Raw genomic sequence first — 12,537 nt, forward strand, 5'->3', positions numbered from 1 at the left:
TACTTCAGTTTCACGGGCTCGCGCGCGTCGAAACTGGGCGATCTGGGTCCGAACGGCAAGCAAGCCTTGTACTTCTGGACGCAGACCAAGACCGTCACGGCGCGCTGGTTCGCCCCGGACGATGGCGGCAGCGGCGTCAATACCACCATCTCGATGAAATAAGGGGCTGCCATGGCGACCAATATCGTTTTCATCGGCCTGGGGAACATGGGCTTGCCCATGGCGCAAAACCTCGTGCGGGCCGGCCATGCCGTGACGGGTTTTGACCTGGTGCCCGCCAGCGTGCGGCAGTTCGCCGACGGCGGCGGCCTCGTGTCCGATGACCAGGCGGCGGCGATTCAGGCGGCCGACATCGTCATCACCATGCTGCCGGCCAGCCGCCACGTGCTGGGAGCCTATCTTGGCGACACGGGCATCCTGGCGCAGGCGCGGCCCGGCACCTTGCTGATCGACTGTTCGACGATTTCCACCGAGGCGGCGCGCCAGGTGGGCCGCGCCGCGCAGGAGAAGGGCTTGCCGATGCTGGACGCGCCCGTTTCCGGCGGCACGGCGGGCGCCACCAATGGCACCCTGACCTTCATGGTGGGCGGCGAAGAATCCGCGCTGGCGGCGGCGCGGCCATATCTGGACGTCATGGGCAAGGCGGTTTTCCACGCGGGCGGCTCGGGCTGCGGCCAGACGGTCAAGATCTGCAACAACATGCTGCTGGGGATTTTGATGATCGGCACCAGCGAAGCGATCCGCCTGGGCGTGGCCAATGGCCTCGATCCAAAAGTGGTGTCGGACGTGATGGCGAAGAGCTCGGGCCGCAACTGGACCCTGGACGTGTACAACCCGTGCCCGGGCGTGGCGGAAAACGTGCCCGCGTCGCGCGGCTACACGGGCGGCTTTGGCGTCGATTTGATGCTGAAAGACCTGGGGCTGGCCGTGGAAAGCGCGCTGGCCAGCGGAGCGAGTGTGCCGCTGGGCGCCTTGTCGCGCAATTTGTATAGTTTGCACAGCAAGGCGGGATCTGGCGCGCTGGACTTTTCCAGCATTTATCAGCTATTGGGCGATAAAGCTTAAGGCTGTTGCGCCTGCAGGGCCACCAGGTCGGCCCTGGCTTTTTCCAGCTTGCCTTCCAGCTTGGCGATCTTCTTCGGCTGTTTATTCGCTTCCTGGGCCAGGCGCAGCGAACGCTCCGTCTGGTTGACCTTCGCCTGCGCCTTCAGCACCTTCTTGTTGTGGCGTTCGACCAGGGTGTTGTCGCGGCAGTGAGCGTTGACTTCGTCGAGCGCGTGCGTCAGGCCCGCGACCTTGTCGGACAGGCCCTGTTCCTGGGCCTGGTGCAATTCGCTGCGGATGCTTTCGCGCTTGGCGGCACAGCCGGCCAGCTGGGTGTCTGCGGCGCTGGCGCCCACGGAGGCCGCGGCGAGCAGCAGGGTCAAGGCGGTGGTGGCGAGGCGGTTCATGGCGTTCCTGTATAAGTGATAAGCTCGTGCAATGTAAGCCCGCCGGGATGCCCTGTCAAACTTCGCCTGCAGTGCGCGCCTGTCTGGCCGGCCATCGGCTACCATGCGTGTTTTCTTCCTCCCGATACCACCGCATGCCCAAGAAATTACTCTGTCTGCTGCCTTTTCTGCTGCCGCTGCCCGTCCTGGCGCAAACTTCGCCCACCTTGCTCGATCTGCAGCTGCTCGCCATCAAGGCACGGGCCGATGTGACTACCCATAGCCCGGAAAGCATCGCTGAATTTGCCGAGACCCGGCGGCTGGCGGAAACGGGCGACGTGGAGGCGCAGCTGGACCTGGCGCGCATGCTGCAGCTGGGCGTGGGCGCGCCGCAAGATATGGCGCAGTCGATGGCCTGGATACGCAAGTCGGCCGAGGGCGGCTATGCGCCGGCGCAAGCGGCTTTGGGCCTGGCCTATTCTGTCGGTGGCAAGGTGCCCGTCGATCGCGTGCAGGGTGAATACTGGCTGCGCAAGGGCGCGGCGCAGGGCGACGCACAGGCGCAAACCATCCTGGCGCTGGAATTCATCGATGGCGACAGCAGTGCCGAAGAGCAGGCGCTGGCCATCACCTGGCTGAAGGCGGCGGCGAACGAGCAGCACTTTGTGCCGGCCTACAATGCGCTGGGCGAGCACCTGATGCGCGCCGCCACCGATGAGCAGGACCGCGGCGAGGCTTTCCACTGGTTTGACCGATCAGCGCGTGAAAAGGAGCCGGCCGGCATGCGCAACCTGGCCCGCGCACATGAACTGGGCCTGGGCGTGAAACAGTCCGACAAGCTGGCCCTGCTCTGGTACGAACGGGCGGGATGGAGCGGCGACGTGCCCGCCATGCGGCGCATGGTCGATGTGTACGTCAACGGCGAACTGGGACAACAGGCGAATGCCGAAGACGCCGCCGAATGGCGCGGCAAATTGGCTGAAAAGGAAAACAAATGAAGACCATGTTGTTCATCTTGAGCCTTGCGTTGGCGCAGCCCGTCCTGGCGCAACAGGCGTCCGCCAAAGCACCGCGCCAGCATCCGGCGCTGGTGGAATTCGATATGTCCGGCCAGGACGCCATGCGCGCAAAGGTGCAGGCCGTGATCAACCGCCCGGCCGACCTGTCGCCGGACAAGGTCGCCGCCTTCGACAAGGCGCGGCTGGCGGCGCAAGCGGGAGATAGCGCCGCGCAGCTGGAGCTGGCGCAGATGCTGCACCAGGGTGAAGGCACGCCGCGCGACTATGACGCCGGCCTGGCGTGGCTGCGGAAATCGGCCGAAGGCGGCTACGGCCCGGCGCAGGCTTTCCTGGGTGTGGCCTATACCTTGGGCCAGGGCATGGCCATTGACCGCAAGCTGGGCGAATTCTGGTCGCGCAAGGGCGCCGCGCAAGGCGTGGAACTGGCCAATTTCACCGTGGCCCAGCACTTTGAAAACATCCACAGCAGCCCGGAAGAGCAGGCGCATGCGCTGCACTGGCTGAAGTTTTACGCCGAGAATGGCTTCATCCCCGCCTACAATGAAATCGGCTACCGACTAATGATGACGGCCAAGGACGAGGCGCAGCGCAAGGAGGCGTTCGGCTGGTACATGAAGTCGGCCAAGGCGCTCGATCCGTCCGGCTTGAACAATGTCGCGTATTCATATGAAGTGGGGCAGGGCGTGCCGCGGAGCGACGAAGCTGCCCTGGGCTGGTACGAGATGGCGGCCATCGCCAAAAGCCCGCCGGGCCAGACGGGTTTCGCGCGGCTGCTGGAGCAGGGCCGCGGCGGGCCGACCCGGCAAGGGCCGGCTCCTGAGCCGTTCGAGTTGTATCTGCTGGCGGCAAAGCAGGGCGACGTGGAGGCCATCGAACGGCTGGTCAAGGTGTACGACAAGGGCGAGCTGGGACAGGCTGCCGACCCCGCGCAGGCCGCACTGTGGCGCGAAAAGCTCAGGCTGGCCAAGACTCCCTGAGGGGGCATGACGGCGCGGAAACGGCATGCTATCATCATTGTTATCGATAACAATATCATGAGAGACCGATGAATCCCGATTTCCGCTCCAAGGCGATGCTCGAAGCGCATATCCTGCACACGATGCACTTTTATCACCCGCGCGCCATTGACCCCAGCGGCGGCTTTTATCACTTCTTCCTCGACGATGGCACGGTGTACGACGCCAGCACGCGCCACCTGGTCAGCAGCACGCGCTTCATCTTCAATTACGCCATGGCGTACCGCCGTTTCGGCGGCGACGAATACCAGGCGGCCGTGCGCCACGGCGTGGCCTTCTTGCGCGACGCGCACCGCGACCCGGCCACGGGCGGCTACGCCTGGCAACTGTCGTGGAAAGATGGCGTCAAGCAGGTGGAAGACGGCGCCAACCACTGCTACGGCCTCGCTTTCGTGCTGCTGGCGTATGCCCACGCCTTGCAGGCGGGCTTGCCGGAAGCGCGCGCCTATCTGGACGAAACGTTTGAGCTGATGGAGCAGCGTTTCTGGCTGCCCGAACACGGCCTGTACGCGGATGTGGCCAGCGCCGACTGGTCTACTTTGGATGGTTACCGTGGCCAGAACGCCAATATGCACGCGTGCGAAGCCATGCTGGCCGCTTTTGAAGCGACGGGCGAAGCGCGCTACCTGCACCGCGCCGAAACGCTGGCGCACAACATCACGGTGCGCCAGGCGGGCCTGGCGAACGGCATGATCTGGGAGCACTACACGCCCGACTGGGCCATCGACTGGGATTACAACCTGCACGACAAGAGTAATATCTTCCGCCCGTGGGGCTACCAGCCCGGCCACTTCACGGAATGGGCCAAGCTGCTGCTGATCATGGAGCGCCATTCACAATTCATGGCCGGTCCGTCGGACTGGCTGCTGCCGCGCGCGCGCGAACTGTACGACACGGCCCTGGCCAAGGCCTGGGATGGCGCGCATGGCGGCATCCATTACGGCTTCGGCCCGCAAGATGAAATCTGCGACGGCGACAAATACTTCTGGGTGCAGGCGGAAAGCTTCGCCGCGGCCGCCGTGCTGGCCGCGCGCACCGGGGACGAGGCCTACTGGCAAAGCTATGACAAGATCTGGGACTACAGCTGGCAGCACTTCGTCGACCATGAACACGGTGCCTGGTACCGCATTCTGACGCCCGAGAATGGCAAGATCAGCAAGGAGAAAAGCCCGGCCGGCAAGACCGATTACCACACCATGGGCGCCTGCCATGAAGTGCTGAACGTGATTGGCGGTGCGGCATGAGCACCTCTTTTCCAACTTTTGTGTCGGCCGGCGAAGCGCTGACGGACATGTTGCGCACGGGTGCGGATTCCTGGAGCAGCCAGGTGGGCGGTTCGACCTGGAACGTGGCGCGCGTGATGGCGCGCCTGGGCGTGCCCAGCGCCTTTGCGGGCGCCGTCAGCCTCGACGTCTTTGGCGACGCGCTGGCCGCTGCCACCGACGTGGCGGGCCTGGACATGCGCTTTTTGCAGCGCCATGCGAAGTCGCCGCTGCTGGCCATCGTGCATGAACTGCATCCGCCCACGTATTACTTCATCGGCGACGACAGCGCCGACCTGCATTTCGACGCGGCGCGCTTGCCGGCCGGCTGGATGCAGGGCGCGCAATGGGTGCATTTCGGCGGCATCAGCCTGGCGCGCGAACCGCTGGCGGGCAAGCTGGTGGCGCTGGCGCAGGAACTGAAGGCGGCTGGCGTGAAAATCAGCTACGACCCGAATTTCCGCATCATGATGGATGAACGCTACGACACTACCCTGCGCCGCATGACGCAGCTGGCCGACGTGATCAAGGTGTCCGATGAAGACCTGGCGGGCCTGTTCCGCCACGACGACATCGATGGCGCGTTTGCCATGCTGCGCAGCTGGAATCCGCACGCCACGTATTTATATACGCGCGGCGCACAGGGCGCGGCCCTGTACCAGGGCGAACGGACATGGCAGGCGGCGCCGCCCGTCATCGAGGTGGTCGACTCGGTGGGTGCGGGCGACGCCAGCATCGGCGGCCTGCTGTACAGCCTGATGTACCGGCCCGACGCCGATGGCGGCCAGCACTTGCGCTTTGCCGTCGCGGCGGGCGCGGGCGCCTGCCTGGCGGCCGGCGGCGCGCCACCTTCGGTGGAACTGGTGGAATCGCTGGAGGCACGCACGGTCGTCAGTTAAGTCCGACCAGGCCTGATCTGCATCAACAAGGTAGGCACCTTTACGTTTGGCCTACCTTGTCGTAAGCAATGCTCCTACATGGCTACCGCATGGTGCTGTCTAGAATGGGGACTTCATGTGTACAACTGGAGACAACATCATGGCCACCCAATCACCTCAGGCAGCTTCCGTTTCCCAAACCCAGGCCGGCATGCCGGACATGGACGCGATCGAGCTGCTGACGCAAGACCATCAAACTGTGAAAGAACTGTTCGAACAGTATGAGGGCCTCAGCGACCGTTCGCTGGCCAGCAAGCGCAAGCTGGCCTTGAAAATCTGTCAGGAACTGAGTAAGCATGCGATGGTGGAAGAAGAAATTTTCTATCCCGCCGTGCGCGATGCCAGCCGCTCGAATGAAGACTTGATCGACGAAGCCGTCGTCGAACACGCATCGGCGAAGGAGCTGATCGCGCAAATCGTCGCCATGGCGCCGGGCGAAGACTTGTACGACGCCAAGGTCAAGGTCTTGTCCGAGCAAATCGATCACCACGTGCTGGAAGAAGAGGGCGAGATTTTCCCGTGTGCGCGCGACGCGGAACTCGACCTGCAAGCCATGGCCAGCCAGATCGCGGCGCGCAAGGCGGAAATCGAACTGCCCGACATGCAGGCTTGAGCGTCATGCACGCGCGCGGCTAGCGTGCGCGTCCCGTCGACGCCCGTTCCATCAGGGTGAACGCCATCAGATGATGCGTGGCGGGCGACGTTTCTCCTGTACGGCGCTGGCGGATTTCGTCGATGACGAGATTGACGGCGGCGCGCGCCATGTCGGCGATGGGCTGGTGGATGGTGGTCAGTTCGGGCCAGACGGTGGTGGCGACGGGGGTGTCGTCGAAGCCGCACACGCTCAATTCCGCTGGCACCTGCAAGCCCATGCCGTGCGCCACGGCCAGGGTGGCGGCGGCCATGTCGTCGTTGCTGGCGAAGATGGCGCTCGGGTGCGGTGCTTGCGCCAGCAGCTGGCGCGCCGCGTCGAGTCCCGAGCGATACGTAAAGTAGCCTTGCGCCACCCTGTGCGGGGCTACCTGCAAGCCCGCTTCCCGCATGGCGTCCTCGAAGGCCTGACGGCGCAGCAGGGCGGGCGTGTGCGCCGGGTCGCCTTCGATGAAGCCGATGTCGCGGTGGCCCAGTGCGATCAAATGGCGCGTCATGGCCAGCGCCCCTTCGTAGTCGTCGATACGCACGGCCGAGACGCCGGGCGAGGGACGCGCCGTGGCCACGGCGATGGCGGGGATGCCCATCTGGTTCAGCTGCGCCAGCACTTCTGGCGAATCGCACAGGGGCGGCGGCACGAGGATGCCGTCCACGCCGGCCGCCACCAGGCAATCGATGCCGGCGCGCTGGCTGTCGATGTCTTCGCAGCGTTCGAGCAGCAGCTGGCCGCCGCCCTGGCGGCATTGATCCATGGCGCCGACGAGGAATTCGCTGAGAAAGGCGGCGCTCGGGTTGCTGTACAACAGGCCGATGCGCAGGGTGCCCGTGCGGGCCGCCCTGGCCGCCAGGTTGGGCTGGTAGCGCAGGCTGGCGATCGCCGCCTCGACCTTGTCGCGCGTGGCCGCGCTGACGCTGGTGCGCCCATTGATCACGCGCGATACCGTCATGGCCGAGACGCCGGCCACGCGCGCCACGTCATGCACGGTGGCGCCGCTGGACGTATCGGGGGCGGCGTGCGCCGCCTTATTCGAGGTGGCCACCGAATTTCAGCTTGCCGCTGATGCGCATGCCGTGCAATTGACCCTCTTCCAGTTCGGCGGCGCTGGTGCGCTGCGCCGTGTCGCGCCGCGCCAGTCCCACCGACAGGATATCGAGCATCATCAGCTGCAGCAGGCGCACGATCATGGGCACGAAATTGAGGTTGCCTTCCGGGTGGTTCAGGGTCAGCAGCACGTCGGCCAGCTTGGCCAGCGGCGAACCGCTGGCCGTAATCGCCAGCACGCGCGCGCCGCAGCCTTGCGCCACCTTGACGGTGCGCAGCAGGTCGGGCAGGGCGCCCGAGCGGGAAATGACCAGCGCGACATCGCCCGGCTTGAGCATGGCGGCGCTCATTTCCTGCGCTTGCGGGTCGGCAAAGAAGCTGCTGACGATGCCCAGGTTGAGCAGCTTGTGCTGCATGTCGTCGGCCACCACGCGGGCGCTGCCCACGGCCAGCAGTTCCACGCGCTGTGCGCCGCGCAGCAGCTCGATGGCGGCCGTCAGCGCTTTTACGTCGAGCATGTCGCGCATGGCCAGCGCGGCCGAAGCGTTATTGCCCAGCACCTTGCGCGCCAGTTCCGCGTCGGAATCCGAGATCTCCACATGGCAGTGCGCCACGGTGATGGCGCCGCCCGTCAGTCCCGACGCCAGCTTGAGTTTGAAGTCGGCCAGGCCCTGCACGCCGACCGAGCGGCAAAAGCGCATGACGGTCGGCTGGCTGACGCCAACCCGCTGGGCGATTTCGGCGATCGGCAGGGTCAGCATGGCGTTCGGCTCTTTCAAGACCCAGTCGGCCACCTTGCATTCCGACGGGCTCATGCGGCCGCGCGCCTGGCGCACGGATTCGAGCATGGGCGCGCCGGTATGGGCGCGTTTGAGCTTTTGCGCCAGGATGGCGGCGATGCCGAGGAAAGTGGGCAGTTCGGCCGTGATCAGGAAGGTGGGGATCTGCGCCAGGTATTCGTTCAGGCGGCCCTTTTGCTCGAAGCGGGCGCGGAACTGCGACTGTTCGAACAGGGGGCCCAGGCGCGGCACGATGCCCCCGCCTATATAGATGCCGCCCAGCGCGCCCAGGGTCATGGCCACGTTGCCAGCGATGGAGCCGAGGATGGCGCAGAAGCAGTCGACCGCTTCGAGGCATACGTCGCATTCATTGTTCAGCGCGCGGCTGGTGATGTCGGCCGCCAGCAGCGGCGGCGCATCGGGCATGCCGGCGCGCTCGGACAGGGCTCGGTAGATCAGTTCCAGCCCGCGTCCGGATGCGAGGCGTTCGGCCGAGACGTGCGACAGTTCGCGCCAGGCGAAGGACAGCACGTCCATCTCGCGCTGGTCGCACGGGGCGAAACTGACGTGGCCCCCTTCGCTGCCCAGCGCGATCCAGCGGTCTTCGGCGGGGATCATGCCCGACACGCCCAGGCCCGTGCCCGAGCCGAGCAGGCCGATGACGCTGTCGGCGCGCGCCATGCCGCCGCCGATCTGCAGGCGCTGGTCGGGCCGCAGGTAGGGCAGGGCCATGGCCAGCGCCGTGAAGTCGTTTACTACCAGCAGGGTGTCGAGGCCCAGCGTGGCGCGCATGGCTTCGATCGAGAAGAACCAGTGATGGTTCATCATGCGGATATTGTCGTCGTCGATGGGATTGGCGATGGCGATGGCCGCATGGCGCACGCGCGCCGAACCGGCGGCGCGCGCCTCGCTGCTGTCCATATAGGCGGTGATGGCGTCGAGCAGCGATGCGTAGTCGTCGCAGGGCAGCACGGCCACCGCTTCCAGGTGGCCCTGGCGCGTTTCGAGCACGAAGCGGGCGTTGGTGCCGCCGATGTCGGCCAGCAGGCGCGGCCCTTCACTGAAGCGCTCCGCCGGATCGCTGCCTGCTACTTCCATTTTTTCATCAATTTTCATGGCGGTGCCTAGTCTCGTATGCGTGCGCTGTCTTGGCGGCGCACTGTCGTTATGGCAAAAACCAAGGATTTTAATTCGTATACGTGCCGCGTGCCGAAAAATGCGGGACGCCTGCGCAAATGCTTGCCCGCAGTGCTGGAAACGGATGGCGCCAGCGGGAAAAACAGGGCAGTCAACTCGCCTGTCGGTACGCAAATAAAGTGTCGCAGAGTAGTCGTAGGATTACAACATAATATGTTGATATTTGTTCGTAGTATAGTTACTATGTCTCTGCTGGAAAGAATTCTGGCCAGTACATTCGGCCACGAATGACTAGATAAAAAATAACTACTGAGGAGACTTACCATGCTGCATCGCAACATGTTGAAGGCCGTGTTGAAGACACTGCCAGCTGCCATCGTCTTAGCCATCGCCAGCGGTTCCGCTGCCGCCGATCCAATGTACCCATCCGACGCCGAAGGCTTCCACGGCTACCTGCGCGCTGGCGCCGGCAGCAATACCTCGGGCGACGGCGGTTCGCAAGGCTGCTTCGGCCTGGGTGGCAATACCATGAAATACCGTCTGGGCAATGAGTGCGACGCCTACACGGAATTCGGCTACACCAAGTCCGTTGCCCAGTCCGGCGGCGTGAACTATCTGGCCACCGTCTGGGTCAACGCCTACGCGCCAAACTCGGATTTCGGCAGCAACAAGCTGGGCATCGTCAAGGCCTATGTCGAAGCGCAGGGACTCGATTTCCTGAACGGCGGCACGGCCTGGATCGGTAAACGCTTCTACTACCGTCCTGACATCCACATGCTGGACTTGCAGTACATCAACATGAACGGCACGGGCGCCGGCCTGGATCGCATTCCTGCTGGTCCGGGTAAATTCTCGTACGCCTTCTTCAAGGACAACGATGTCAACAAGCGCGACGATAACGGCGCCATCCTCGGCACCACCTCGGCCGTGCGCCAGAACTTCATCTACGGTGAAATTCCCGTCAATGAAAACGGCACCCTGGACCTGGCCGCGACCTACATCATCGGCGAAGGCAAGGACAACGACTTCTACGGCAAGAAGCATAACGGCTGGCAGTTGTCGGCATTCCACCGCCAGGCGAAAGTCTTCGGCGGCGGCAATACCTTCGGCGTGCAATACGGCGTCGGCCCTGGCACCGGCACGGGCGCGCAGTTCGGCGCTTCGGGCGACACCACTTTCGGTTCGGACGTGAAACGCACGCGCATCTTCAATGACATGGCGATCCAGCCGATGGCCAACTTCGGCATGGAATTCGTCGCCCTGTGGCAAAAAGACGAATCGAACGCCAAGGGTTCGTCGACCTGGACCTCGGTCGGCGTGCGTCCCGTGTATGCATTCACCAACAACTTCAAGCTGGTGGGCGAACTGGGCACGGATCGCGTGACGCAATCGGGCGGCCAGCCAGCCAAGCGTTTGACCAAGCTGACCATCGCACCGACGATCTCCGCCGGTCCTGGCCTGTGGTCGCGTCCTGAACTGCGCGCTTTTGTTACCTACGGCAAATGGAACGACGCGGCCACCGCCTCGGTCAACGCGTCGAACAACGGCGGCCCGATCTACAACAACAATACCAGCGGTACTTCGTACGGCTTCCAAGTCGAAACCTGGTTCTAAACACCGAACCAAACCTGCTGCGCGGCGCGCTTTGCGGCCTGCGATGCTCACCGTGCTCCAGCACGGCTGCGCTTCTCGGCCACAAATCACTGCCGCTCGCGACGGTTTTGTTCAGTGTTGATGTTTGTAAGTGCAGATCAACCTGGCGCATCCTTCGCGGATGCGTTTTTGGCGCCGTCCCGTGATATAAATACAGTGTACGCATGTCATGGATCACGGCGCCGTCTTTACACCAAGATGATGCCCGTTTGCAAGCGGGTCTGAGCACAAGAGCGCCGGTACAGGCGCAGATTTCACCTTTTTCGGCCCCCGTATGCCGAAGCCCCCTAAAAGCTTGATCAAAAAAGGAATGTGGAGATGAAACTGAAATTCAAGATTACCCAACTGGCCGCATTGACCACCCTGGCATTTGCCGGCAGCGCGTTTGCGACCGACGTGGAAGTGTTGCACTACTGGACCTCCGGCGGTGAAGCGAAGTCCGTGGGCCAGTTGCAGCAAATCGTGAAAGAAAGCGGCTTCGGCTGGAAAGACTTCGCCGTGGCCGGTGGCGCTGGCGAAAACGCCGCGACCGCGCTGAAAACCCGCGTCATTTCCGGCAACCCGCCGACGGCCGCCCAGATCAAGGGCCCATCGATCCAGGAGTGGGGCGCTGAAGGCGTGCTGGCCAATATCGATGATGCCGCCATTCCAGGCAAATGGGATGCCGTGCTGCCGAAAGTCGTCGCCGACATCATGAAATACAAGGGCCACTATGTTGCCGCTCCCGTCAACGTCCACCGCGTCAACTGGATGTGGGTCAATCCGGAAGTGCTGAAAAAAGCCGGCGTGGCCACCACCCCGACCACCTGGGATGCGTTCTTCGACGCGGCCGAGAAGATCAAGAAGTCGGGCGGCATCGCGATCGCCCACGGCGGCCAGCCTTGGCAGGACGCCACCGTGTTTGAATCCGTCGCGCTGGGCGTGGGCGGCACGGAGTTCTACAAGAAAGCCATCCTCAAGCTGGACCAGAAGGAATTGACCGGCCCGACCATGCTCAAGGTGTTCGACACCCTGGGCAAGGTGAAGACCTACATCGACAAGGATGCGGCAGGCCGCGACTGGAATCTGGCGACCGCCATGGTCATCAACAACAAGGCCGGCTTCCAGTTCATGGGCGACTGGGCCAAGGGCGAGTTCACGGCCGCAGGCAAGGTGCCGGGCAAGGACTACCTGTGCGTGGCAGCGCCTGGCACGGACAAGGCCTACACCTTCAACATCGATTCGTTTGCCATGTTCACGCAAAAGGATGCGAATGCGAAGAAAGGGCAGATCGCCCTGGCCAACGCCATCATGAATCCGAAGTTCCAGTCGATCTTCAACCTGAACAAGGGTTCCATCCCTGTGCGTTCCGGCGTATCGAAGGACAAGTTTGACGCTTGCGCCCTGAAATCGATGGAAGACATGGACGCCACCAACAAGACCGGCGGCCTGGTGCCATCGTTCGCCCACGGCATGGCGCTGCCATCGGCCACGCAAGGCGCCGTGACCGACGTCATTGCCAAGTTCATGAACACCAACATGAGCTCGAAAGACGCGGTTGCAGCCCTGGCCAAAGCGGCAAAAGTGAAGTAATCACGACGGCGCCGGCACGCTCGCCGGCGCCCGCTGCA

11 protein-coding genes and 1 pseudogene are annotated in these 12,537 nt (G+C 63.8%); 9 read left to right on the top strand and 3 right to left on the bottom strand.

Going from position 1 to position 12,537, the window contains the following annotated elements; translation table 11 throughout:
• Both HWE17_RS28865 and mmsB read left to right on the top strand, forming a co-directional pair.
• Positions 1-162, top strand: a pseudogene (locus HWE17_RS28865) (malonate-semialdehyde dehydrogenase); the annotation flags it as partial.
• A 9-nt stretch (positions 163-171) separates the two neighbouring features.
• The gene (mmsB, locus tag HWE17_RS27730) at positions 172-1,065 is read left to right on the top strand and encodes a 3-hydroxyisobutyrate dehydrogenase (protein WP_176391012.1); all 894 of its coding nucleotides are present in this window, start codon (positions 172-174) and stop codon (positions 1,063-1,065) included.
• Here the strand turns inward: mmsB and HWE17_RS27735 are convergent.
• Positions 1,062-1,451, bottom strand: coding sequence for a DUF1090 family protein (locus HWE17_RS27735; protein WP_176391013.1), 390 nt, complete (start codon positions 1,449-1,451; stop codon positions 1,062-1,064). The two genes, mmsB and HWE17_RS27735, sit on opposite strands and share 4 nt — an antisense overlap.
• 134 nt (positions 1,452-1,585) lie before the next feature.
• Between HWE17_RS27735 and HWE17_RS27740 the strand changes: the two genes are divergently transcribed.
• The 5 genes from HWE17_RS27740 to HWE17_RS27760 all read left to right on the top strand — a co-directional run bounded on the left by HWE17_RS27740 (position 1,586) and on the right by HWE17_RS27760 (position 6,278).
• Entirely contained in the window at positions 1,586-2,428 is an 843-nt protein-coding gene (locus tag HWE17_RS27740; RefSeq protein ID WP_176391014.1) for a tetratricopeptide repeat protein, read from the top strand.
• A complete protein-coding gene (locus HWE17_RS27745; protein WP_176391015.1) occupies positions 2,425-3,426 on the top strand; it encodes a tetratricopeptide repeat protein in 1,002 nt (333 codons plus the stop codon). Before HWE17_RS27740 ends, HWE17_RS27745 begins: the two co-directional genes overlap by 4 nt.
• A gap of 68 nt (positions 3,427-3,494) precedes the next feature.
• Entirely contained in the window at positions 3,495-4,709 is a 1,215-nt protein-coding gene (locus HWE17_RS27750; protein WP_176391016.1) for an AGE family epimerase/isomerase, read from the top strand.
• Positions 4,706-5,626, top strand: a complete 921-nt coding sequence (locus tag HWE17_RS27755) for a carbohydrate kinase (RefSeq protein ID WP_035817877.1) — start codon at positions 4,706-4,708, stop codon at positions 5,624-5,626. The genes HWE17_RS27750 and HWE17_RS27755 overlap by 4 nt, the downstream gene beginning before the upstream one ends.
• 199 nt (positions 5,627-5,825) lie before the next feature.
• On the top strand, positions 5,826-6,278 hold the full coding sequence (locus HWE17_RS27760) for a hemerythrin domain-containing protein (protein ID WP_099402517.1): 453 nt from the start codon (positions 5,826-5,828) through the stop codon (positions 6,276-6,278).
• A 19-nt stretch (positions 6,279-6,297) separates the two neighbouring features.
• Here the strand turns inward: HWE17_RS27760 and HWE17_RS27765 are convergent, their stop codons facing one another.
• Positions 6,298-7,356 (bottom strand): LacI family DNA-binding transcriptional regulator, encoded by a 1,059-nt coding sequence (locus tag HWE17_RS27765; protein ID WP_176391017.1) that lies wholly within the window; start codon positions 7,354-7,356, stop codon positions 6,298-6,300.
• Positions 7,340-9,253 (bottom strand): glucokinase, encoded by a 1,914-nt coding sequence (locus tag HWE17_RS27770; protein ID WP_035817879.1) that lies wholly within the window; start codon positions 9,251-9,253, stop codon positions 7,340-7,342. The genes HWE17_RS27765 and HWE17_RS27770 overlap by 17 nt, the downstream gene beginning before the upstream one ends.
• 345 nt (positions 9,254-9,598) lie before the next feature.
• On the opposite strand from HWE17_RS27770, the gene HWE17_RS27775 reads away from it, so the two are divergent.
• A complete protein-coding gene (locus tag HWE17_RS27775) occupies positions 9,599-10,888 on the top strand; it encodes a carbohydrate porin (RefSeq protein WP_176391018.1) in 1,290 nt (429 codons plus the stop codon).
• A 357-nt stretch (positions 10,889-11,245) separates the two neighbouring features.
• The gene (locus HWE17_RS27780) at positions 11,246-12,499 is read left to right on the top strand and encodes an ABC transporter substrate-binding protein (protein WP_035817882.1); all 1,254 of its coding nucleotides are present in this window, start codon (positions 11,246-11,248) and stop codon (positions 12,497-12,499) included.
• Positions 12,500-12,537 lie beyond the last annotated feature (38 nt).

This window comes from Janthinobacterium sp. BJB401, from assembly GCF_013372745.1.
Lineage (GTDB): Bacteria > Pseudomonadota > Gammaproteobacteria > Burkholderiales > Burkholderiaceae_D > Janthinobacterium > Janthinobacterium rivuli.

Coding starts and splice junctions, on each gene's coding strand:
- HWE17_RS27745 (WP_176391015.1), top strand. CDS start 2,425: ATGAAGACCATGTTGTTCATCTTGAGCCTTGCGTTGGCGCAGCCCGTC.
- HWE17_RS27750 (WP_176391016.1), top strand. CDS start 3,495: ATGAATCCCGATTTCCGCTCCAAGGCGATGCTCGAAGCGCATATCCTG.
- HWE17_RS27780 (WP_035817882.1), top strand. CDS start 11,246: ATGAAACTGAAATTCAAGATTACCCAACTGGCCGCATTGACCACCCTG.
- HWE17_RS27760 (WP_099402517.1), top strand. CDS start 5,826: ATGGACGCGATCGAGCTGCTGACGCAAGACCATCAAACTGTGAAAGAA.
- mmsB (WP_176391012.1), top strand. CDS start 172: ATGGCGACCAATATCGTTTTCATCGGCCTGGGGAACATGGGCTTGCCC.
- HWE17_RS27740 (WP_176391014.1), top strand. CDS start 1,586: ATGCCCAAGAAATTACTCTGTCTGCTGCCTTTTCTGCTGCCGCTGCCC.
- HWE17_RS27755 (WP_035817877.1), top strand. CDS start 4,706: ATGAGCACCTCTTTTCCAACTTTTGTGTCGGCCGGCGAAGCGCTGACG.
- HWE17_RS27770 (WP_035817879.1), bottom strand. CDS start 9,253: ATGAAAATTGATGAAAAAATGGAAGTAGCAGGCAGCGATCCGGCGGAG.
- HWE17_RS27775 (WP_176391018.1), top strand. CDS start 9,599: ATGCTGCATCGCAACATGTTGAAGGCCGTGTTGAAGACACTGCCAGCT.
- HWE17_RS27735 (WP_176391013.1), bottom strand. CDS start 1,451: ATGAACCGCCTCGCCACCACCGCCTTGACCCTGCTGCTCGCCGCGGCC.